The organism is Comamonas antarctica, assembly GCF_013363755.1.
GTDB classification, from domain to species: domain Bacteria; phylum Pseudomonadota; class Gammaproteobacteria; order Burkholderiales; family Burkholderiaceae_C; genus Comamonas; species Comamonas antarctica.
Map to the genome: position 1 here is coordinate 141124 of NZ_CP054840.1, position 21011 is coordinate 162134.

A 21011-nucleotide genomic window follows, 5' to 3' on the forward strand; every position below is an offset into this window, starting at 1 on the left:
CTGAGGCGCCGGACCGCGGGGCCGGGCCGACAGCGGGAACTTTGTGCGCAGGGGGCGCACCAAAAGCCACAGACAGCGGCCTGCGCGTGCAGGCGCTATCCTTGTTGCCTTTTGTTGATCTCTCACAAGTCTGTCTGCCATGCTTCGCCGCTGTTTTCTGCTGGGTTCCCTGGTGTCCACCGCCTTGCTGTCCACTGCCTGTTCGGGCAAGTCGCTGCCGCGCCATGTGATGGTGTCGCCCGAAAAACTGCAGCAGGCCGTGGCCGCGCATTTCCCGCGCCCCTATCCAGTGGCGGGGCTGCTGCAGATGCAGCTGCAGGCACCGCGCCTGCAACTGCTGCCGGCCTCCGACCTGCTCAAGGCGCAGCTCACGGCCACGCTGTCGGGGCCGGTGCTCAAGCAGAGCTACGACGGCCGCATGGAAGCCGACTTTGCGCTGCGCTATGAAGCGTCGGACCGCACCGTGCGCGCGCAGCGCGTCAAGGTCCACAGCCTGGCGCTCGATGGCCTGCCGCCGGCCCTGACCGAGATGCTCAACACCTACGGCCCGTCTATTGCCGAGCAGGCGCTGGGTGATCTGGTGCTCTACCAGATGCAGGAAAAGGACCTGGCGCTGATGGATGCGCTCGACATGCAACCCGGCGCGATGCGCGTCACGCCCCAGGGCCTGGAGATTGCGCTCGAGCGCAAGGCGCAGCAGCCACGCTGAAGGGCGCGTACCATGCAGCAAGGCCGGCGCCACGCACTGGCCGTCGGGGACTGCCGTGCCTGCGGCAGTCGTTTGTCCACAGCAACCCTGCCTTGATGTCCATGACCGATCTGTCCCAGTTTCCCATCACCCGCAAATGGCCGGCCCAACACCCGGAACGCCTGCAGCTGTACTCGCTGCCCACGCCCAACGGCGTCAAGGTGTCGATCATGCTCGAGGAGACCGGCCTGCCGTACGAGGCGCATACGGTGCGTTTCGACCAGCAGGACCAGTTGTCGCCCGCGTTCCTGTCGCTGAACCCGAACAACAAGATTCCCGCGATCCTCGATCCGCATGGCCCGGGCGGCAAGCCGCTGGCGCTGTTCGAGTCGGGCGCGATCCTGGTCTACCTGGCGGAGAAGACCGGGCAGTTCATGCCGCTGGACGCGGTGGCGCGCTACGAGACGCTGCAGTGGCTGATGTTCCAGATGGGGGGCGTCGGCCCGATGTTCGGCCAACTCGGCTTCTTCCACCGCTTTGCCGGCAAGGACTACGAGGACAAGCGCCCGCGCGACCGCTACGTGGCCGAGGCGCAGCGCCTGCTGAAGGTGCTGGACCAGCGCCTCGAAGGCCGCGACTGGATCATGGGCCGCGACTACACCATTGCCGACATCGCCATCCTGCCCTGGGTGCGCAACCTGGTGGGCTTCTATGGGGCCGCCGACATCGTTGGCTGGGAGAACTTCGGCGAGTTGCGCCGCGTGCTGGAAAAATGGCAGCAGCGCCCGGCGGTGCAGCGCGGGTTGGAGATTCCGCCGCGCGGGTAGCGCCGCGCGGCTAGACCTGCCGCGACCGGCCTGGCGCGACACACCGTCCCACGCGTGGAACTTCTCTTTGCGGCGGATGGTCGCATCTAATGGGCATATCTTTTTCGTTTCGGCCCGTGGCGCATGCGCCCTGGGCCGGCCATTGCAAGGAGCCGCCAATGACCACCGCCACCCAACCCGTACTGCGCGCCCAGCCCCTGGGCCCGCAATGGCCCACGCTCGATCCCTTTCTGTTCTGTGCCCACCATGACGACAGCTACCCGGCCGGCGACGGCCGCATGGGCGTGCAGTCGGTGGAATTCGAAGGCCGGCAGATGGGCAGCGACTTCAGCCGCAAGGACGGCTGGAGCATGTACCACGGCGACAGCGTGCCCGGTTTCCCAGGCCACCCGCACCGCGGCTTCGAGACCGTGACGCTGGTGCGCAAGGGACTGATCGACCATTCCGATTCGCTGGGCGCGGCCGCGCGCTTCGGCCGCGGCGACGTGCAGTGGCTCACGGCCGGCAAGGGCGTGGTGCACTCGGAAATGTTCCCGCTGCTCAATACCGACCAGCCCAATCCGCTGGAACTGTTCCAGATCTGGCTGAACCTGCCCGCGGCCTCGAAGATGGTGGCGCCGCACTTCACCATGTTCTGGGACGAGCGCATTCCGCGCCTGGTGCACACCGACGCGGGCGGCAAGTGCACGACGGTCACGGTGGTGGCCGGCGCGCTCGAAGGCGCCGCTGCCGCGCTGCCGCCGCCGCCCGAATCCTGGGCGGCAAAGGACGCATCGGACCTGGCGATCTGGACGCTGCTGCTTGAACCCGGCGCGACCTGGACGCTGCCGGCGGCGCGTGGCAAGGGCACGCGCCGCATGCTGTACTTCTTTGGCGGCGAGCAACTGCAGATCGGCAATGCGCTGGCGGACCGGCATGCGGCGCTGGAAATCGTCGCGGGCCAGGACTGGCAGCTGGCGAACACCGGCAGCACGCCGGTCGAATGCCTGCTGCTGCAGGGCCAGCCGCTGAACGAGCCGGTGGCGCGCTACGGCCCGTTCGTGATGAATACCGAGCAGGAGATCATGCAGGCGCTGCAGGACTACCGCAGCACCCAGTTCGGCGGCTGGCCCTGGCCCGAGCAGGACCCGGTGCATGGCAATACGCCACGCCGGTTCGCGCGGTATCCGGGCCAGAGCGAGGATGAAGTTCCTCCCAGCGGCAACGGGAACTGACCAGGGCCGTCCAGACGGCGCCGCAATCGGGGACAATTCAGGCGCCGGGCTGGACGCAGCCCTTGAACGGACACTTATTCATGAACATCAGCAAAGACACTGCGGTCACCATCCACTACACCATCACCGATCCCCAGGGCAAGCGCCTCGACGACGGCGATGTGGCCTATCTGCATGGCGGCTATGACAACCTGTTTGCCAAGGTCGAAGAAGCGCTCGAAGGCAAGTCCGTGGGCGACGCGCTGACCGTGGACCTGGCCGTCGAGGACGCGTTCGGCGCGCGCGACGAAAGCCTGCAGCGCACCATCCCCAAGGCCGAGTTCCCGCCAGGCGTCAAGGTTGGCGGCCAGCTGCGCGGCACCGATGACCAGGGCCAGCCACAGATCTACCACGTGATGAAGATCAAGGGTCCGGTGGTGCTGCTGGACGGCAACCATCCGCTGGCCGGTCTCGCGCTGCGCTTCAGCTGCAAGGTCACCGAGGTGCGCGCCGCGACCTCCGAGGAAATCGCCCACCGCCATGTGCATGGCGGCCATGGCCACCATCATTGATTTGCGGGCGTGCCTCCCCTTGGGGGCCGGGATAGAGGCAGCGACCCCACGAAGTGAGGGAGCGTGGGGGGTTATCTCCTGCGCAGCAAGGCTCTTTTGAGCAAGCGCGCGGCCCGGTCCCGGATCTGGAACGGGCTGTGGCCCGGAAACGGGAAGGTGCGCGTGCGGCTGCAGGCCTGCAGGAAGTCGTCCAGCAGCGCCGAGTCGTCCAGCGTGCTGCCGTCCTCGCTGCGGAATTCCGGATGCCACTGCGTGGCCGCGATGTAGCCGCCGCCCGGGCGCGGGGCGCGGCGGATGGCTTCGGGGATATGGTCGGGAATGCTCCAGGCCTCGACCTCGAAATTCGGCGCGATCTGCTTGATGCCCTGGTGGTGGATGCTGTTGACGCGTGCGCGCAGCTGGCCCGGGTAGAGCTGGGACAGGCGTGAGCCGGACACCAGCGCGATGTCATGCGCATGGCGGTCGTATTGCTTGGCATCGCGGTGCACCTGCGCGCCCGGCACCTGGGTCAGCAGGTCCTGGTAGAGCGTGCCGCCAAACGCCACGTTGATCAGTTGCAGCCCGCGGCAGACGCCGAAGATCGGCTTGCCGGCCTGCGAGAAGGCCTCGACCAGCGCCAGGTCGTACAGGTCGCGCACGCGGTCTCCAAGCCATTCGGGGCGCAGCGGCTCCTCGCCATAGCTGCCGGGCCAGACATCGGCGCCGCCATGCATGACCACGCCGTCGAGCCAGTCGGCGTAATGCGCGAGCGTCACGTCGCCGCGCGCGGTCTCGCCCGTGGGGCAGGGCACCATGACCACCATCGCACCCGCCGACATGATCCAGTGGGCGATCGACTGCTCGACGTATTGCAGGGTCTTGCCGGTGAACAGGGAGCGGTCGGGGTCGGCGTGGGAAAAGCAGGCCGACAGGCCGATCTTGAGGCGTCGCGATGCGGGCAGGGACATGGCGGGGTGGCGGGCGCAGGGCGCCGGTTCGCTGCGGATGGTTGGGATTATGCTTGCGGCCCGGGCTGCTTGCGTGTAGGCCAACCGAGGTTGCGTGTCCAACCATTACGCGATGTCAGGGCAATGACGCGCGCGCTTTTTGGGCTAGGATGGGTACCGGACCAATCAGCCAAAGGAGAGAGCATGCAGATCCAGGTGCACACGGACCATCTCGTCGAAGGCGGGGAATCACTGGCGAAATGGGTACAGGGCGAGCTTCAGTCGCGCCTGTCGCGGTTCAAGGAGTACACCACGCGGGTCGAAGCGTTCCTCTCGGACACCGATGCGCGCAAGACCCAGGGCGGCCTCAAGCGCTGCGTCCTCGAGACCCGGGTCAACGGCCGCCAGCCGATCGCGGTGAATGCCGAAGCCGAGAAGATGGCGGACGCTGTTACGGCCGCCACCGAGAAGCTGATGCGCGCGCTGGAAACCGATCTGGGCCGCCTCAAGGACAAGAACGGCCGCGAAACCATCCGCACGCAAGAGCCTCTCGACGAGTAGCGGACCCTCAGCCGGCGCGCAGCCGGCCTTCGAGGGGCGGCGCCTTGAGCGGCGCCAGTGGCGAGGCCACGGCTGGGCCGAAGCGGCCCTTGCCGTCCGGCCCGGGCCCGGCCTGCCAGTCGGCCAGCGCCTGGGCGATCTCTTCCTGCGTGCGGCCAACGAAATTCCACCACACCAAAACGTCTTCGTGCATGGGCGCGCCGCCGACCAGCAGCAGCCGCGTGCCGGGCGTGCATTCCAGGCGCAGGATGCCGCGGCCCGCGGGAAGGAACAGCAGTTCGTCGGGCACTGCCGCCATGCCGTCGGCATTGATCTCTCCGGTGAGCCCCAGCACCGCGTATTCGAAATCCGCGCGCAGCGCCAGTTCGGTGGCCACCGGGGCGGGCGCATCGGCGGGCAGGTGCAGATCGAGCGCCACCAGCGGGCTGTGCACCTGTACCGGCGACACCGCGCCCAGCGCTTCACCGGCCAGCACGCGGATCTCCAGCCCGTCCTGGCTGCAGCGCGGAATGTCGGGGTAGTGCTGAAAGCGCGGCCGCATGCCGCGCTCGCCGCCCGGCAGCGCGATCCAGAGCTGGGCCGCATGGATGTGCGGGCTGCCCAGGCTTTCCTCGGAGTGGGCAATGCCATGGCCGGCGGTCATCAGGTTGACTTGGCCCGGGCGGATCACCTGCTCCGAACCCAGGCTGTCGCGGTGCAGCACCTCGCCTTCGATCATCCAGGTGAAAGTCTGCAGCCCGATATGCGGATGCGGACCGACCTGCAGGCTGTGGTCGCCGCGCTGCACTGCGGGCCCGAGATGGTCGAGAAAGCACCAGGCACCGACCTTGCGCAGCGCGCGCTGCGGCACGGCGCGGTGCACGGGCAGGCCGCCGACATCGGCCATGCGGGTGCTCAGGCGCTGGGGAGAGGAGGAGGCAGCGGACATGGACATTTTCCTTCAGGGACGTTAAAAAGCGCATGGCTGACAAACAGGATGGCGCACAGACGTTAAATTAACAGATGCATCCATATCCCCGGCCCGGGCCTGCTGCCGCGCTGGCAGACTCTGGCTTATCGGTGCCTTGTCCGCGGACCCAGCGCTTTTCCATCTTTCAGGAGATTTACATGACCACTCCCAGCACTGAGCCTCGCGCCGCTTATCCCGAGAAATTCCAGGCCCGCATCAAGGGTCGTGTGCAGCACCGCGTTGGCGACGGCCCGCTCGAGGACATTCCCGCGGGGCAGACGGTGGATGTCGCCACCGCCATCGCCAGCCTGGTGCTGTCGTGGGAATCCGAAGGTCAGCCCATCACCGTGACCCTGGCCAAGGACGAATTCGAGCTGTATGTGAGCCAGGGTGATATCGAGCTGCTCCATTCCGATGCCAACACCGCTGCCGCCTCCGCGTGAGGCCGCCATGCTCTCCGCACCACCCCGCAAAGCCCCGCAAGGGGCTTTTTTCATGGCTGCGCGGCCGGGACAAGCGCAGGGGCCGTTCTCCGACAGACCCCGCGCGGGAGGATGAATAGAGTCGGTGCATCACCCTTTCAAGCGTTCACCAGGAGATGCACATGGCCGACAACAATCCACGCGAAACCCTTTGGAAACTGGTCAAGGGAATCCGCTTCGCAATGATCACCCACCGCCACCCCGACGGCGCACTGCATGCCTGCCCCATGACCATGGCCAACAAGGAAGGCATGGACGAGCATGTGAGCTTCTATTTCCTGCTGGACAAGAAAACCGATCTGGCGCAATGCGTGACCAAGGACAACCAGATCCAGATCAGCTTTGCCGATCCGGGCGAAGACAGCTATGTGTCGGTCAGCAGCGCCGCGCATCTGAGCGAAGACCGCGCGCTGAAGGAAAAGCTCTGGTCCACTGCGGCCCAGGCCTGGTTCCCGGGCGGTGTCGAAGACCCCGACCTGACGGTGCTGGTAGCGCCCGTGTCCTCGGCCGAGTACTGGGACGTCAAGGAAAACCAGCTGGTCCAGCTGTTCAAGATGGCCAAGGCCGCCATCACTGGCGAACCGCCCAAGGGCATGGGCGAGCACAAGACGATCCAACTTTGAGGCCGGGCCCGGCCCTTTGCGGGCCGGCCCCGGCGCAGGATTTCAGGGGCCCGCGGTCCTTACTCCACGCGCGCGCCTGAAACCTTCACCACGTTCCCCGCCGTCACCCAGTCCTTGGCCAGCAGCGCCTTGAAGCCTGCGGGCGTGTCGGTGGCGGTTTCCGCGCCCAGCTTGCGCACGCGCTCCTGCACCACGGGATCGGCCAGCACCTTGTTGACCGCGGCGTTGAGCTTGCCGATTTCGGCTGCCGGCGTACCGGCCGGTGCCAGCAGTCCGTACCAGGTGTCGAACTGAAAGCCCGGGAAACCCGATTCCGCGACCGTGGGCAGGTCGGGCAGGAAGGGCGAGCGCTTCGGTCCGGTGTAGGCCAGCAGCTGCACGCGCGGATCGTCTTTGAAGGCAATCAGCCCGGTGGTCGCTGCCGTCACGCCCTGGACGCGGCCGGCCAGCAGTTCACGCACGGCGTCGCCTGTGGATTTATAGGGAATGTGCTGCTGCTCGAGCTTGGCTTGTGCCAGGAACGACGCCATGCCCAGATGCGAGGCGCTGCCATTGCCGGCCGAAGCGTAGTTCCAGGGCGTGGGGCTGGCCTTGGCAGCCGCCACCCATTGCGCCAGATTGCGTGCCTGGCCCGCAGGCGCGGCAATCACATAGCCCGACGAGGCGACCAGCGCCACGGGCTCGAAATCATTGACCGGGTGAAATCCCAGCCGCGGGTACATGTGGCCCGTGAAGTTGTGGCTTGCCGCGGCCATGACCAGCGTGTTGCCGTCGGGCTTGGCGCGCGCCACGCCCTGCGTGCCCAGCGTGCCGCCCGCGCCGGGCTTGTTCTCAATCACGATGCTCGCCTGCAGCGCCTGGCCCAGTTCATTGCTGAATGCGCGCAGCACGGTGTCTTGCACAGCGCCCGCGCCAAACGGCACGACGATATGGATGGTGCGGTCGGCGGCCTGGGCCAGGCCGCTGGCAGCGAGGCCCCAGGCAAGGGCGGTGGAGGCCAGAAGGCGGCGGCGGGTCAGGGCAGGCAGATGCATGGGATGAGAAAGGCGGTGTGAACGTCAGGCGCAGGCGCCTGTGAATCAGCCAGTCTAGGGACCCATGCTTATGCGGCCAACGCATTCTTTCGCATGAAGTTATGAGGATTTCATGCTTGAGCGTCAGGCAAGAAAAAAGCGCCAGCCCTTGCGGAACTGGCGCTCTACAGTCACCCTGCGCTCGTCAGCGCAGAACCTGCTTACTTGGCTGCTACAACACGCACCATTTCCAGGCACTTGTTCGAGTAGCCCCATTCGTTGTCGTACCAGCTCACGACCTTGACGAAGGTCTTGTCCAGCGCAATGCCGGCTTCGGCGTCGAACACCGAGGTGCAGGACTCGCCGCGGAAGTCGGTGGCCACCACCTTGTCCTCGGTGTAGCCCAGCACGCCCTTGAGCGCGCCTTCGGACTGGGCCTTCATTTCAGCGCAGATCTCGGCGTACGAGGCTTCGCTGTTGAGTTCCACCGTCAGGTCGACCACCGACACGTCGGAGGTCGGCACGCGGAAGGACATGCCCGTGAGCTTCTTGTTCAGCTCGGGAATCACCACGCCCACGGCCTTGGCCGCGCCCGTGCTCGAGGGAATGATGTTTTCCAGGATGCCGCGGCCGCCGCGCCAGTCCTTGTTCGACGGGCCGTCGACGGTCTTTTGCGTCGCCGTGGCGGCGTGCACCGTGGTCATCAGGCCGCGCTTGATGCCCCACTTGTCGTTGAGCACCTTGGCCACGGGGGCCAGGCAGTTGGTGGTGCACGAAGCGTTGGAGATGATGGCTTCGCCGGCGTAGGTCTTGCAGTTCACGCCGAACACGAACATCGGGGTGTCGTCCTTGGAAGGAGCCGACATGATCACCTTCTTCGCGCCTGCGTCGATGTGCTTCTGTGCGGTTTCCTTGGTCAGGAACAGGCCCGTGGCTTCGATCACGATGTCGGCGCCGACTTCGTTCCACTTCAGGGCCGCAGGGTCGCGTTCCTGCGTCAGGCGGATCGACTTGCCATTGACCACCAGGGTGTTGCCTTCGACGGCCACGGTGCCCTGGAAGCGGCCATGCACGCTGTCGTACTTGAGCATGTAAGCCAGGTAGTCGGGTTCCAGCAGGTCGTTGATGGCCACGATTTCAATGTCGCTGCCGAAGTTCTGCACCGCTGCGCGGAACACCATGCGGCCGATGCGGCCGAACCCGTTGATACCTACTTTGATGGTCATATTTGCCTCTTGAAGTGAAATGACGAAACCTGCTTACTTTTTCTTCTGCTGGCGCAGCACGGCCTGGACCGTGGCGGCGACATTGTCCTCGGTGAAGCCGAAGTGCTTGAACAGCACGTTGGCCGGCGCCGATTCGCCGTAAGTGTCGATGCCGACCACGGCCGCGCAGCCGTACTTCCACCAGAAGTCGGTCACGCCCATTTCCACCGCGATGCGCGGCAGGTTGGCGGGCAGCACCTTGGTCTTGTACTTGACGTCTTCGCGGTCGAAGCTCGTGGTGCTGGGCATGGAGACCACGCGCACGGCGATCTTCTTGATGGCCAGCAGCTTCTGCGCGGCCAGGGCCAGCTGCACTTCCGAGCCGGTGGCGATGATCACGGCCTGGGCGGCCTGCTTGAGGCCGATGTCGGCGGGTTCGCTGAGCACATAGGCGCCGCGGCTGATGTCGCCGGCGTCGCGCTTGTGCGCATAGGCCAGGTTCTGGCGGCTCAGCAGCAGGGCCGTGGGCTTGTCGCGCTGCGACAGCGCGGCGCTCCAGGCGACAGCGGTTTCGGTGGTGTCGGCGGGGCGCCACACGTCGAGGCCGGGGATCAGGCGCAGGCTGGCGGCGTGCTCGATCGACTGGTGCGTCGGGCCGTCTTCACCCAGGCCGATGGAGTCGTGCGTGAACACGTGGATCACGCGCTGCTTCATCAGCGCGGCCATGCGGATGGCGTTGCGGCTGTAGTCGCTGAACGTCAGGAAGGTGCCGGCGTAAGGAATGAAACCGCCGTGCAGCGCGATGCCGTTCATGATCGCCGCCATGCCGAACTCGCGCACGCCGTAGTTGATGTGGCGGCCGCCCACGCCGTATTCGTTCTTCACCACGGCGCCGGCTTCGTCGAAGCGCAGCGCTGGCGTGCTCTTGGTGTTGGTGAGGTTCGAGCCGGTCAGATCGGCCGAGCCGCCCAGCATTTCGGGCAGGGCCGCGGTGAAGGCTTCGAGCGCCATCTGGCTGGCCTTGCGGCTGGCCACGGTCTCGCCCTTGGCGATGGTGTCGACCACGGTGTTGACCGCGACCTGGGCGAAGTTCTTCGGCAGGTCGCCCGCCATGCGGCGCGTGAACTCGGAGGCGAGTTCGGGGAAGGCCTTGGCGTACGACGCGAACTTCTTGTTCCAGGCGGCTTCGGTCTTGGCGCCGGTGGACTTGGCGTCCCAGTCGCCGTAGACGTCGGCCGGAATCTCGAACGGCGTGTGCGTCCAGCCCAGCGCGGCGCGCGTCAGGCCGATTTCCTCGCCGCCCAGGGGTTCGCCGTGGGCCTTGGCGGTGTCCTGGCGGTTGGGCGAGCCCTTGCCGATGCTGGTCTTGCAGATCACCAGCGTGGGCTTGGTGGCGCTTTGCTTGGCGTGCGCAATGGCGGCGTCGATGGCGTCGACGTCATGGCCGTCGACCGGGCCGACCACGTTCCAGCCGTAGGCTTCGAAACGCTGGGCGGTGTTGTCGATGAACCAGGGCGCGACCTGGCCGTCGATGGAGATGCCGTTGTCGTCGTACAGCGCGATCAGCTTGTTGAGCTTCCAGGCACCGGCGAGCGCGGCGGCTTCGTGCGAGATGCCTTCCATCAGGCAGCCGTCACCCATGAACACATAGGTGTGGTGGTTGACGATCTCGTGTCCCTTGCGGTTGAACTCCGAAGCCAGCAGCTTCTCGGCCAGCGCGAAGCCGACGGCATTGGTGATGCCCTGGCCCAGCGGGCCGGTGGTGGTTTCGACACCGGGGGTGATGCCCACTTCGGGGTGGCCGGCAGTCTTGCTGTGCAGCTGGCGGAAGTTCTTCAGCTCGGACATCGGCAGGTCGTAGCCGGTGAGGTGCAGCAGCGCATAGATCAGCATCGAGCCATGGCCGTTCGACAGGATGAAACGGTCGCGGTCGGCCCAGTGCGGGTTGACCGGGTTGTGCTGCAGGTGGCGGCTCCACAGAGCCACGGCCATGTCGGCCATGCCCATCGGGGCGCCGGGATGACCGGAGTTGGCTTGTTGAACGGCATCCATTGCGAGTGCACGGATTGCATTCGCCATTTGTTGAGTGTTGGCCATCTGGGCGCTCCAAAAAGGAGAGTATTTGTCAGGGGAAGCCCGGCATTTTAAGCGGCGGCTGGTTTTGCCCGGCAACGCGGGGCAATGCACTACAGTGCAGCCCATGGTCAAACCCCTGGCCAGCCTGCCTTTTTCGGAGTTCCCCGCGCATGTCTTCTGCCCCTGTTTTCGCGCCATCGGCGCTGCTCCAGCCGCCGGCAATGCTGCTGGCCGCAGGCCGCGGCGAGCGCATGCGCCCGCTCACCGACCATTGCCCCAAGCCGCTGCTCGAAGTGCAGGGGCAGCCGCTGCTGCAATGGCATCTGCAGGCGCTGGCGGCGGCCGGCGTGCCGCGCGCGGTGATCAATACCGGCTGGCTTGGCGCGCAGATTCCCGCGCGCCTGGGTTCGGTGTTCGAGGCCGCGGGTGCGGCCCTGCCGCTGGCTTATTCGGATGAAGATCCGTCGGGCCAGGGATCGGCGCTGGAAACCGCGGGCGGCATCGCGCGCGCGCTGCCGCAGCTCGGGCCGGTGTTCTGGCTGGCCGCGGGCGATGTGTTCGCGCCCGATTTCACGTTCGATGCTGCCGCAGCCGCGGCGTTCGCCGCCAGCGAGCAGCTGGCGCATCTGTGGCTGGTGCCCAACCCCGAGCACCATCCACTGGGCGACTTCGGTCTCAGCGCCGAAGGCCTGGCGCTCGATCTGCCCGCCGGCGATCCGCGCCCGCGCTGGACCTACAGCACCATCGCACTGCTGCGTGCCGAGCTGTTTGCCACCCCTTGGTGCGATATTCCGGCCGGCAATCCGCAGGGCGTACGCGCCGCGCTCGGGCCGCTGCTGCGCCGCGCCATGGCCTCGGGCCGGGTCGGCGCATCGGTCTATTCAGGGCGCTGGACCGACGTCGGCACGCCCGAGCGGCTGCAGTTGTTGAACACCTCGCTGCCCCTGTAGGACAGGGGCGCTTACTGAACGCACCGCAGAGAAGATTGCAAATAGTGGTCAATCCAATAAATCGGGGGATACATTTGCAAGCAAGTGCGCAGTACGATAGCCGGCATGACCTCTGTTTATGCCCAACGCCGCGCGCGCCTGGCTGCCCAACTGGGACCCCAGGCCGTGGCCATCATCCCCACGGCGCCGCTGCGCCAGCGCAACCGCGACACGGATTTCCTTTACCGGCATGACAGCTACTTCTATTACCTGACCGGTTTCACCGAGCCCGACGCGTGCCTGGTGCTCAAGGGCGATGGGCAGAGCACGCTGTTCTGCCAGCCCAAGGACCTCGAGCGCGAGATCTGGGACGGCTACCGGCTGGGTCCCGAGGCGGCCGTGGCCACGCTGGGTGTCCACCAGGCCTTCTCCAGCGCCGACATCAACGCCCGGCTGCCGCGGCTGCTTGAAAACACCGAGTGCGTGTGGTTTCCATTTGCCACCCACGCCGGGCTGGCCGCTCAGGTGGAAACCTGGCTGGCCCAGGTGCGCAACCGCGTGCGCATGGGCGTGCAGTCGCCGATCCACCAGGGCGACCTGTGTGCGCTGCTGGACGAGATGCGCCTGGTCAAGGATGCACACGAGCAGGACATCATGCGCCGCGCCGCGCGCATCAGCGCCAAGGCGCATGTGCGTGCCATGCAGCGTTCGGCACGCATGCTGCGCGCGGGCGAGGAGGTGCGCGAGTACCACCTCGACGCCGAACTGCTGCATGAATTCCGCCAGCAGGGCTCGCAATATCCGGCTTATGGTTCTATCGTTGCCGCGGGTGCCAACGCCTGCGTGCTGCATTACCAGGCCGACAAGGCGCTGGTGCGCCCTGGCGAACTGGTGCTGATCGATGCCGGCTGCGAACTCGATGGCTATGCCAGCGACATCACGCGCACCTTCCCGGCCGACGGCAAGTTCACCGGCCCGCAGCGCGCGGTGTACGACCTGGTGCTGGCCAGCCAGGATGCGGCAATTGCCGCCACGCGCGCCGGCGCGCGCTTCAGCGATGCGCACGACGCGACGCTCGCGGTGCTGGCGCAGGGCCTGCTCGATCTGCGCATCCTCGATGCCGACCGCGTCGGCACGGCCCAGGACGTGATCGACACGCGTGCCTATTTCCCGTTCTACATGCACCGCACCGGCCACTGGCTGGGCATGGACGTGCACGATTGCGGCAGCTATGTCGAGCCCAATGCGGAGGACACCGCCCCGCCGCGCAGCGATCCGGCCACGGGGGAAAGCCTGCGCCAGCGTCCGAGCCGCATCCTGCGCGCGGGCATGTGCACCACCATCGAGCCGGGCCTCTATCTGCGCGCCAGCGCCGATGTGCCCGAGGCGTTCCACAACATCGGCATCCGCATCGAGGATGACGCCATCGTCACCGAGCAGGGCTGCGAGCTGATCACGCGCGACGTTCCGGTCAAGGCCGACGAGATCGAGGCGCTGATGCGCGACCTGGCGTGAGCCGCGCCAGCCACGGCGCCCGCGGCAGCCTGCGTCTTCTTCCTTCCTGACTGTTCTCCATGCCCGACGCCTCCAGCCTGACTTCCGCGCCACCGCGCCTGCAGTGGCGCATTTTCACGGTGCTCTGGCTGCTGGGAATGCCGGGCATCTCGGCCCTGGTCTGGTCCATCATTCCCGACTGGCGCTACAGCCATGCGCTGGCGCCGCTGCCAGGCCACTTGCCGCTGCTGCAGATGGCGGGGCTGTCGATGGTGCTGGCGCTGGCGGTGGGCATCGGTGTGCTGCTTGCGCCGCGCGTGGGCATGGCGGCGCCGGTCCTGACCACCTGGATCGCCGGTCGCTCGCCGCGCGAAGCTTTCCGCCGCGTCTGGCTGCCGGGCGTGGCCGGGGGCGTGGCCGGCGCCGCCTGCCTGGTGACCCTGGCCATCGTCTGGCCCGAAAGCCTCAAGGCCGCCGAACCGCTCTACACCATGCCGCTGCTGTCCAAGCTGCTGTATGGCAGCCTGACCAACGAGCTGCTGGTGCGCTGGGGCCTGCTGGCCTGCGTGTTCTGGGCGCTCTGGCGCTTGGCCGGCGGCAAGTTGCCGCCATCGCCGACCATGGGCTGGACCGCCATCGTGCTGTGCGCGCTGCTCTGGGCGGCGCTGCATTGGCTGCTGACCTACTGGCTGCTGGGCCCGTTGCCCGGCCTGCTGCAGCTGCATGTGGTGCTGGGCAAGGTGGTCTACGGGCTGCTGTCCGGCTTCCTGTGCTGGCGCTTCGGCCTCGAAGCGGCCATCCTGGCGCACATGGTGACCTTCCTGCTGTCGCATGGGTTGATTGGGCCAGTGCTGTAGGGAGGCACTGGGGGGCTGCTCCCCCCGGCGCGACCACACGCGGTGAGGGAGGGTGGTGGTTGCCGCCGCCGCCGGGCCGTCCCAAGGCGGCGGACGGCCCCCTGGGGGGAGGCCCGCTTAGGGGCAGCGAGCCACACGCAGTGGGCGAGCGTGGGGGTGCTAATTTCGTACCCGGTTTGTAACTGCTTCCGTGTGAGAATTGAATTCCGATTCCTCTCTCGCGAAAGCCTCATGACCAAGCCCTTGTCCCGCGCCACGAAGATTGTTGCCACCCTGGGTCCCGCCTCGAGCGACCCGCAATTGCTGGAACAGATGGTGCGCGCCGGCGTCAACGTCGTGCGGCTCAACTTCAGCCATGGCACGGCGCAGGACCATATCGACCGCGCCGCCATGGTGCGCGCCGCCGCGCAGCGCGCCGGCCGCGAGGTGGCCATCATGGCCGACCTGCAGGGCCCGAAGATCCGCGTCGGCAAGTTCGCCGAAGGCCGCGTGATGCTGGTCGCGGGCGCGCCCTTCGTGCTGGATGCCTCGCGCACCGAACCCGGCGACCTGCAGGGCGTGGGCCTGGATTACAAGGAACTTCCGCGCGACGTCAAGGCCGGCGACCTGCTGCTGCTCAATGACGGCCTGATCGTGCTGACCGTCAATGCGGTGCTGGGCGAGGAGGTGCACACCACCGTCAAGCTCGGCGGCGAGCTGTCCAACAACAAGGGCATCAACAAGCAGGGCGGCGGCCTGACCGCGCCCGCGCTCACCGCCAAGGACATGGAAGACATCAAGACCGCGATGGGCCTGCAGGCCGACTACGTCGCGGTGAGCTTCCCGAAGAACGCCACCGACATGGAAATGGCGCGCCAGCTGTGCAACGTCGCCGGCACGCCGTGGCGCCACAAGCCCGGCCTGATTGCCAAGATCGAGCGCGCCGAGGCGATTCCGCATCTGGAAGACATCCTGCGCGTCTCGGACGGCATCATGGTGGCGCGCGGCGATCTGGCGGTCGAAGTCGGCAATGCTGCCGTGCCGGCGCTGCAAAAGAAGATGATCCGCATGGCGCGCGACATGGACAAGGTGGTCATCACCGCGACGCAGATGATGGAAAGCATGATCACCAACCCGGTGCCCACGCGCGCCGAGGTCAGCGACGTCGCCAATGCGGTGCTCGACGGCACCGATGCCGTGATGCTCAGCGCCGAGACCGCGGCCGGCAAGTATCCGCTGGAGACCGTCGAGGAAATGGCGCGCATCTGCACCGCCGCCGAAGCCGCCGAGGATGTCGAGCGCGACGCCGATTTCACGGGCCGCACCTTTGGCCGCATCGACCAGAGCATTGCCATGGGCGCGCTGTTCACGGCCCACCACCTGGGCGCCAAGGCCCTCGTGGCCATGACCGACAGCGGCTCGACCGCGCTGTGGATGAGCCGCCGGCGCATCCATATCCCCATCTACGCGCTCACGCCCAAGGTCCAGACCCAGCGCCGCATGGCGCTGTACCGCAATGTGCGCCCGCTGCTGATGGACACCTCGGCCGACCGCGACACCGCCCTCGAGCAGGCCGAAGCCCATCTCAAGGCCCGCGGCATCGTGCAGCAGGGCGATGTCTATGCAATCACCTGCGGCCTGCCGATGGGCCAGCCCGGCGGCACCAATATGCTGCAGATCTGCAGGGCAAGCTAAAGCACCCCCTGAGCCGCTACGCGGCGGGGCCGCCCCGGCTTCCCCCTCTCAACCTTCGGTGGAGGGGGACGGCAGCCTCGGTGCGGGGGGCGGCCCGCCTAGGGGCGGCCCTTCCTCGCTGCGGGGCGGCCATCCGCCCCCATGCTGGGCTGCGCCAGTTTCCAACGTTCTCACTCATTCACCAGCGATTGGTGGTAAGTGCAGTGGCGCATGGATGGTGCTGGTGCGGGCTTTTGAGTCGGGCTAAAATCCCGGGTTACACAGCGGTTACCGCCGCTGGGCCCGGACTCACGCCGCGGCGCGGGTGGGCCGCGTACGGCAAATGTGCTGCGCGGGCTGTTTACCACCCTGAATTGGATCCACGACATGTCCCTCGTCTCGATGCGCGAACTGCTCGACCATGCTGCCGAAAACGGCTATGGCATTCCTGCTTTCAACGTCAACAACCTGGAGCAAGTCCAGGCGGTGATGGCTGCCGCCGATGAGGTCGGCGCACCCGTGATCCTGCAAGCCAGCGCCGGCGCGCGCAAGTATGCGGGCGAAGCCTTCATCAAGCACCTGATCCAGGCCGCGGTCGAACAATATCCGCACATCCCGCTGGTCATGCACCAGGACCACGGCCAGTCGCCCGCGATCTGCCAGGGCGCGATCGACCTGGGCTTCTCGTCGGTGATGATGGACGGCTCGCTGATGGAAGACGGCAAGACCCCGGCTTCGTTCGACTACAACGTCGACGTGACGCGCAAGGTCGTCGAGATGGCGCACCGCGTGGGCGTCACGGTCGAGGGCGAACTCGGCTGCCTGGGTTCGCTGGAAACCGGCGAAGCCGGTGAGGAAGACGGCATCGGCGCCGTCGGCAAGCTGGACCACAGCCAGATGCTGACCGACCCCGAGGAAGCCGCGCAGTTCGTCAAGGCCACGCAGCTCGACGCGCTGGCCATCGCCATCGGCACCAGCCACGGCGCCTACAAGTTCACGCGCAAGCCCACGGGCGACATCCTGTCGATCCAGCGCGTCAAGGAAATCCACGCCCGCCTGCCCAATACCCACCTGGTGATGCACGGCTCGTCGTCGGTGCCCCAGGAACTGCTGGCCATCATCCGCCAGTACGGCGGCAACATGAAGGAAACCTACGGCGTGCCGGTCGAGGAAATCCAGGAAGCCATCAAGTACGGCGTGCGCAAGATCAACATCGACACCGACATCCGCCTGGCCATGACCGGCGCGGTGCGCAAGTTCCTGTTCGAGAACCCCGAGAAGTTCGATGCGCGCGAATGGCTCAAGCCCGCGCGCGAAGCCGCCAAGCAGATCTGCAAGCAGCGCTACATTGAATTCGGCTGCGAAGGCCAGGCCGGCAAGATCAAGGGCCACAACCTGCAGGTCATCGCCGGCATGTATGCCGACGGCACGCTCAAGCAGGTCGTGAACTGATCTCACCGCGCATGCCAATCCAATAGCCTCCTGGCCTTCCAGCCCGGGGGCTTTTTTCATTTGCGTGACGGGTATCCGTTGCCTTTTTGCCGGCCTGCGTGCAGCATGGCGGTTGGCTGAAAAATCCATGGGGCAGGCGATGCGCCTGTGCCTTGCGCAGGGAGACTCGCAATGAAGAGAATGGGAGCGCGTTTTGCGCTTTTGGGAGCAGGGGTCTTGCTGGTTTTGGCGGGATGCGCCACACAGACATCCTCCGTGCCGTCCGCCGGCCATTACGCCGCAGGTCGTGCGCAGCTGGCGCTGCCTGCCGGAGCCTGGGCCGACCTGGGCGCAGCCGACGAGGCCTGGGCGCCGTTGCCCAGCGCCGGTGCCCAGGTGGCGCTGAAGAGCCGGGCACTGGTGCTGCAAGGCGCAAAACAGGAGCCTCTGGCGGTGGTGCTGGTGCGCAGCAATGCCTCCAACCTGTTCTGGCGTTCCGTGTCGTGGGGCGTGAGTTGCCCGCGCGAACTCGATGTACTCATGTTCGACGAGGCCGCAGGCAGCCCCGATCGCATGGATTGCCTGCGCCTGCGGCGCAACGCGCAGGCCCAGCAGTGGCTCAAGCGCACCAAGCCCGAGACCCAGGCCTGGCTCGAGCAGCGCCGCCAGTTGCCGCAGCTGCCCTACAGCCACCTGAGCTACCGCTTTGCCACCGAGGACGGCGGCATGGTGGAACTGCAGATCCTTGCCGACCAGCGCCTGCTGCAGCCGGAAAAGGGCAGCCAGGGCCGGCAGTTGCGCGACTGGGCGCAGGCCGTGGCCAGCGCCGCGCGCGACAGCCTGTCATCCATCGATGGTGCGCTGGTGCTGCCGCCGTTTCCCGGTTCGGTCTGAGCGGCGCTGTGCGTTTGGTCCTAGGGTAACTACAGACTGCGAGCTTCCAGGGCTCGGCTGACAATGCTTCGAGCATTGGCAACAACTACTGGAGGTTTCTAGACCATGAGTGATCGTCCCTGGCTGAGCGCATACCCCCAAGGGGTGCCTGCGGAAATCGACGCGACGCAATATCCGTCGCTGGTGGCCCTGATGGAAGAGGCCTTCACGAAATACCGCGACCGGGTGGCGTACAGCTTCATGGGCAAGGAACTGACCTTCGCCCAGACCGATGCACAGAGCCGGGCCCTGGCGGCGTACCTGCAGGGGCTGGGCCTGGTCAAAGGCGACCGCGTGGCGCTGATGATGCCCAACGTGCCGCAGTATCCGGTGGCCGTGGCCGCGGTGCTGCGCGCGGGCTTCGTGGTGGTCAATGTGAACCCGCTCTACACCGCCCGCGAACTCGAGCACCAGCTGCGGGACTCGGGCGCCAAGGCCATCATCATCATCGAGAACTTCGCCACCACGCTGCAGGCCTGCATTGCCGCCACGGCCGTCAAGCATGTGGTGCTCTGCGCGATGGGCGACCAGCTGGGCCTGTTCAAGGGCGCATTGGTGAACTATGTGGTGCGCAAGGTCAAGAAGATGGTGCCGGCATTTCAGCTGCCGGGCGCGGTGCGCTTCAACGATGCGCTGGCCAAGGGCGCGGGGGCCACTTTCCAGGCGCCCCAGCTGCTGCCCGACGACATCGCGCTGCTGCAATACACCGGCGGCACCACGGGCGTGAGCAAGGGCGCGGTGCTGCTGCACCGCAACATCATCGCCAACGTGCTGCAGTCCGAAGCCTGGAATGCGCCGGTCATGGACAAGATCCCGAGCGGCGAGCAGCCGACCAGCGTCTGTGCGCTGCCGCTCTACCATATCTTCGCGTTCACGGTGAACATGATGCTGTCGATGCGCACCGGCGGCAAGACCTTGCTCATCCCCAATCCGCGCGACCTCAAGGCCACGCTGGCCGAACTGTCCAAGCACCGCTTCCACAGCTTCCCGGCCGTGAGCACGCTGTTCAACGGCCTGGCCCACCACCCGGACTTCAACACCGTCGACTGGACGCACCTCAAGGTGTCGGTCGGTGGCGGCATGGCGGTGCAAAGCGCGGTCGCGCAGCTGTGGCTCGAGAAGACCGGCTGTGCGATCTGCGAGGGCTACGGCCTGTCGGAAACCAGTCCGTCGGTCAGCTGCAACCCGGTCACCGTGAGCCGGTTCACCGGCACCATCGGCGTGCCGCTGCCCAGCACCTACATGAAGCTGATCGACGATGCGGGCAACGATGTGACGCAGCCCGGCCAGCCCGGCGAGATCGCCATCAAGGGACCGCAAGTGATGGCCGGCTACTGGCAGCTGCCCGATGAAACCGCGCGTGCCTTCACGGCCGATGGCTTCTTCAAGTCCGGCGACATCGGCACCATCGATGAAAACGGCTTCTTCAAGGTCGTCGACCGCAAGAAGGACATGGTGCTGGTCAGCGGCTTCAACGTCTACCCCAACGAAGTCGAGGATGTGGTCGCCAAATGCCCGGGCGTGCTCGAATGCGCGGTGGTCGGTGTGCCCGACGAAAAGACCGGCGAGTCGGTGAAGCTGGTGATCGTGAAGAAGGATCCGGCGCTGACCGAGCAGGCGGTGCGCGACTTCTGCCGCTCGCATCTCACCGGCTACAAGCAGCCGCGCATCATTGAATTCCGCACCGAGCTGCCGAAAACCCCGGTGGGCAAGATCCTGCGCCGCGAGCTGCGCAGCAGCTGAGCGACATAGGCCCGTGCCGCACCTGCTTCCTGCAATCGCCGCACAATGGCAACCGCCGCCCTGTGCGGCGGTTTTATCTTTCAGCGTGAAAAGCAGATGACGATTGCGATTTTGAGTGCCCTGCCCGAAGAGCAGGCGGGTTGGGTCGAGGGCTTGCATGGCCTGCGCGCCACGCGGCACGCCGGCCGGCAGTTCTGGCAGGGGCGCTGGCAGGGCCAGGGCGTGGAGCATGAACTGGTCTGCGCGCTGTCGGGCATAGGCAAGGTGGCCGCGGCGACCACGGCCGCGGCGCTGATCGAGCGCTTCGGCGCCACGCGCATTGTCTTCACCGGCGTCGCCGGGGGCGTGGGCCCGGGCGTGCGCGTCGGCGATGTGGTTGTCGCCAGCGAATACCTGCAGCATGATTTCGATGCCTCGCCGCTGTTCCCGCGCTGGGAGCTACCCGGCTATGGCCGTGCGCGCCTGGCCTGCAATCCGGGCATGAGCGCGGCGCTGCATGCGGCCAGCCGGGACTGCGTGGGCAACCCGCTGCGCGCGCACCATGGGCTGGTGGCCAGCGGCGACCAGTTCGTCGGCACCGCCCAGGCTTCGCAGGCGTTGCGCCACCGCCTCGAGGCCGCGGGCCACGCGGTGCTCGCGGTGGAGATGGAGGGTGCCGCCGTGGCGCAGACCTGCCACGACTATGGCGTGCCGTTTGCCGCGATGCGCACCATTTCCGATGGCGCCGACGACAGCGCCGCGGTCGACTTCACGGAATTCGTGCGCGATGTCGCGAGCCGGTATGCGCAGCAGATCCTCACAGGATTCCTGCAGCGGCTTCTTCACACCTGACATGAAATACCATCTGCCCAGCTGA

General features: G+C 66.7%; 20 protein-coding genes. 15 read left to right on the forward strand and 5 right to left on the reverse strand.

Annotated elements, in window-relative coordinates; all coding sequences use genetic code 11:
* Positions 1 to 172 precede the first annotated feature (172 nt).
* The 4 genes from HUK68_RS00650 (at position 173) to HUK68_RS00665 (ending at position 3280) form a co-directional block, all read left to right on the forward strand.
* Positions 173 to 709, forward strand: coding sequence for a DUF1439 domain-containing protein (locus tag HUK68_RS00650; protein ID WP_244146222.1), 537 nt, complete (start codon positions 173 to 175; stop codon positions 707 to 709).
* 101 nt (positions 710 to 810) lie between these two features.
* On the forward strand, positions 811 to 1515 hold the full coding sequence (locus HUK68_RS00655; RefSeq protein ID WP_175502454.1) for a glutathione S-transferase N-terminal domain-containing protein: 705 nt from the start codon (positions 811 to 813) through the stop codon (positions 1513 to 1515).
* Between the two features lie 158 nt (positions 1516 to 1673).
* The gene (locus tag HUK68_RS00660) at positions 1674 to 2729 is read left to right on the forward strand and encodes a pirin family protein (protein WP_175502455.1); all 1056 of its coding nucleotides are present in this window, start codon (positions 1674 to 1676) and stop codon (positions 2727 to 2729) included.
* Between the two features lie 80 nt (positions 2730 to 2809).
* Positions 2810 to 3280, forward strand: a complete 471-nt coding sequence (locus tag HUK68_RS00665; protein WP_175502456.1) for an FKBP-type peptidyl-prolyl cis-trans isomerase — start codon at positions 2810 to 2812, stop codon at positions 3278 to 3280.
* Between the two features lie 71 nt (positions 3281 to 3351).
* On the opposite strand, the gene HUK68_RS00670 is transcribed toward HUK68_RS00665, so the two are convergent.
* Entirely contained in the window at positions 3352 to 4227 is an 876-nt protein-coding gene (locus HUK68_RS00670) for a gamma-glutamyl-gamma-aminobutyrate hydrolase family protein (RefSeq protein WP_175502457.1), read from the reverse strand.
* Positions 4228 to 4410: 183 nt separating this feature from the next.
* On the opposite strand from HUK68_RS00670, the gene HUK68_RS00675 reads away from it, so the two are divergent.
* On the forward strand, positions 4411 to 4767 hold the full coding sequence (locus tag HUK68_RS00675) for an HPF/RaiA family ribosome-associated protein (RefSeq protein WP_175502458.1): 357 nt from the start codon (positions 4411 to 4413) through the stop codon (positions 4765 to 4767).
* A 7-nt stretch (positions 4768 to 4774) separates the two neighbouring features.
* Here HUK68_RS00675 and HUK68_RS00680 read toward each other — a convergent pair whose 3' ends face one another.
* On the reverse strand, positions 4775 to 5695 hold the full coding sequence (locus tag HUK68_RS00680) for a pirin family protein (RefSeq protein ID WP_175502459.1): 921 nt from the start codon (positions 5693 to 5695) through the stop codon (positions 4775 to 4777).
* A 179-nt stretch (positions 5696 to 5874) separates the two neighbouring features.
* Between HUK68_RS00680 and HUK68_RS00685 the strand changes: the two genes are divergently transcribed.
* Together HUK68_RS00685 and HUK68_RS00690 are read left to right on the forward strand one after the other, a co-directional pair.
* On the forward strand, positions 5875 to 6159 hold the full coding sequence (locus HUK68_RS00685) for a hypothetical protein (protein WP_175502460.1): 285 nt from the start codon (positions 5875 to 5877) through the stop codon (positions 6157 to 6159).
* Positions 6160 to 6320: 161 nt separating this feature from the next.
* Positions 6321 to 6821 (forward strand): pyridoxamine 5'-phosphate oxidase family protein, encoded by a 501-nt coding sequence (locus HUK68_RS00690; protein ID WP_175502461.1) that lies wholly within the window; start codon positions 6321 to 6323, stop codon positions 6819 to 6821.
* Positions 6822 to 6880: 59 nt separating this feature from the next.
* Here the strand turns inward: HUK68_RS00690 and HUK68_RS00695 are convergent, their stop codons facing one another.
* From HUK68_RS00695 to tkt, 3 genes are all read right to left on the reverse strand, one after another.
* Positions 6881 to 7855: a Bug family tripartite tricarboxylate transporter substrate binding protein gene (locus tag HUK68_RS00695; protein WP_175502462.1), complete on the reverse strand. Its 975-nt coding sequence runs from the start codon at positions 7853 to 7855 to the stop codon at positions 6881 to 6883.
* Positions 7856 to 8055: 200 nt separating this feature from the next.
* On the reverse strand, positions 8056 to 9060 hold the full coding sequence (gene gap, locus HUK68_RS00700) for a type I glyceraldehyde-3-phosphate dehydrogenase (RefSeq protein WP_175502463.1): 1005 nt from the start codon (positions 9058 to 9060) through the stop codon (positions 8056 to 8058).
* Between the two features lie 33 nt (positions 9061 to 9093).
* On the reverse strand, positions 9094 to 11136 hold the full coding sequence (tkt, locus tag HUK68_RS00705) for a transketolase (protein WP_175502464.1): 2043 nt from the start codon (positions 11134 to 11136) through the stop codon (positions 9094 to 9096).
* 149 nt (positions 11137 to 11285) lie between these two features.
* On the opposite strand from tkt, the gene HUK68_RS00710 reads away from it, so the two are divergent.
* The 8 genes from HUK68_RS00710 to HUK68_RS00745 all read left to right on the forward strand — a co-directional run bounded on the left by HUK68_RS00710 (position 11286) and on the right by HUK68_RS00745 (position 20986).
* Entirely contained in the window at positions 11286 to 12065 is a 780-nt protein-coding gene (locus HUK68_RS00710) for a nucleotidyltransferase family protein (RefSeq protein WP_175502465.1), read from the forward strand.
* Positions 12066 to 12170: 105 nt separating this feature from the next.
* Positions 12171 to 13559, forward strand: coding sequence for an aminopeptidase P N-terminal domain-containing protein (locus HUK68_RS00715; protein WP_175502466.1), 1389 nt, complete (start codon positions 12171 to 12173; stop codon positions 13557 to 13559).
* A 59-nt stretch (positions 13560 to 13618) separates the two neighbouring features.
* The gene (locus HUK68_RS00720) at positions 13619 to 14395 is read left to right on the forward strand and encodes an abortive infection protein (protein ID WP_175502467.1); all 777 of its coding nucleotides are present in this window, start codon (positions 13619 to 13621) and stop codon (positions 14393 to 14395) included.
* Positions 14396 to 14626: 231 nt separating this feature from the next.
* A complete protein-coding gene (pyk, locus tag HUK68_RS00725) occupies positions 14627 to 16069 on the forward strand; it encodes a pyruvate kinase (protein ID WP_175502468.1) in 1443 nt (480 codons plus the stop codon).
* A gap of 366 nt (positions 16070 to 16435) precedes the next feature.
* On the forward strand, positions 16436 to 17500 hold the full coding sequence (gene fba / locus HUK68_RS00730; RefSeq protein ID WP_175502469.1) for a class II fructose-bisphosphate aldolase: 1065 nt from the start codon (positions 16436 to 16438) through the stop codon (positions 17498 to 17500).
* Between the two features lie 255 nt (positions 17501 to 17755).
* Positions 17756 to 18373, forward strand: a complete 618-nt coding sequence (locus tag HUK68_RS00735) for a hypothetical protein (RefSeq protein WP_175502470.1) — start codon at positions 17756 to 17758, stop codon at positions 18371 to 18373.
* A gap of 105 nt (positions 18374 to 18478) precedes the next feature.
* Positions 18479 to 20155 (forward strand): long-chain-fatty-acid--CoA ligase, encoded by a 1677-nt coding sequence (locus HUK68_RS00740; RefSeq protein ID WP_175502471.1) that lies wholly within the window; start codon positions 18479 to 18481, stop codon positions 20153 to 20155.
* 96 nt (positions 20156 to 20251) lie between these two features.
* Complete coding sequence (locus tag HUK68_RS00745) at positions 20252 to 20986, forward strand: 5'-methylthioadenosine/adenosylhomocysteine nucleosidase (protein ID WP_175502472.1); 735 nt, start codon at positions 20252 to 20254, stop codon at positions 20984 to 20986.
* Positions 20987 to 21011 lie beyond the last annotated feature (25 nt).

Excerpts from the sequence above, each read along its gene's own strand:
- HUK68_RS00655 (WP_175502454.1), top strand. The coding sequence starts at position 811 with ATGACCGATCTGTCCCAGTTTCCCATCACCCGCAAATGGCCGGCCCAA.
- HUK68_RS00660 (WP_175502455.1), top strand. The coding sequence starts at position 1,674 with ATGACCACCGCCACCCAACCCGTACTGCGCGCCCAGCCCCTGGGCCCG.
- HUK68_RS00665 (WP_175502456.1), top strand. The coding sequence starts at position 2,810 with ATGAACATCAGCAAAGACACTGCGGTCACCATCCACTACACCATCACC.
- HUK68_RS00670 (WP_175502457.1), bottom strand. The coding sequence starts at position 4,227 with ATGTCCCTGCCCGCATCGCGACGCCTCAAGATCGGCCTGTCGGCCTGC.
- HUK68_RS00675 (WP_175502458.1), top strand. The coding sequence starts at position 4,411 with ATGCAGATCCAGGTGCACACGGACCATCTCGTCGAAGGCGGGGAATCA.
- HUK68_RS00680 (WP_175502459.1), bottom strand. The coding sequence starts at position 5,695 with ATGTCCGCTGCCTCCTCCTCTCCCCAGCGCCTGAGCACCCGCATGGCC.
- HUK68_RS00685 (WP_175502460.1), top strand. The coding sequence starts at position 5,875 with ATGACCACTCCCAGCACTGAGCCTCGCGCCGCTTATCCCGAGAAATTC.
- HUK68_RS00690 (WP_175502461.1), top strand. The coding sequence starts at position 6,321 with ATGGCCGACAACAATCCACGCGAAACCCTTTGGAAACTGGTCAAGGGA.
- HUK68_RS00695 (WP_175502462.1), bottom strand. The coding sequence starts at position 7,855 with ATGCATCTGCCTGCCCTGACCCGCCGCCGCCTTCTGGCCTCCACCGCC.
- gap (WP_175502463.1), bottom strand. The coding sequence starts at position 9,060 with ATGACCATCAAAGTAGGTATCAACGGGTTCGGCCGCATCGGCCGCATG.
- tkt (WP_175502464.1), bottom strand. The coding sequence starts at position 11,136 with ATGGCCAACACTCAACAAATGGCGAATGCAATCCGTGCACTCGCAATG.
- HUK68_RS00710 (WP_175502465.1), top strand. The coding sequence starts at position 11,286 with ATGTCTTCTGCCCCTGTTTTCGCGCCATCGGCGCTGCTCCAGCCGCCG.
- HUK68_RS00715 (WP_175502466.1), top strand. The coding sequence starts at position 12,171 with ATGACCTCTGTTTATGCCCAACGCCGCGCGCGCCTGGCTGCCCAACTG.
- HUK68_RS00720 (WP_175502467.1), top strand. The coding sequence starts at position 13,619 with ATGCCCGACGCCTCCAGCCTGACTTCCGCGCCACCGCGCCTGCAGTGG.
- pyk (WP_175502468.1), top strand. The coding sequence starts at position 14,627 with ATGACCAAGCCCTTGTCCCGCGCCACGAAGATTGTTGCCACCCTGGGT.
- fba (WP_175502469.1), top strand. The coding sequence starts at position 16,436 with ATGTCCCTCGTCTCGATGCGCGAACTGCTCGACCATGCTGCCGAAAAC.
- HUK68_RS00740 (WP_175502471.1), top strand. The coding sequence starts at position 18,479 with ATGAGTGATCGTCCCTGGCTGAGCGCATACCCCCAAGGGGTGCCTGCG.
- HUK68_RS00745 (WP_175502472.1), top strand. The coding sequence starts at position 20,252 with ATGACGATTGCGATTTTGAGTGCCCTGCCCGAAGAGCAGGCGGGTTGG.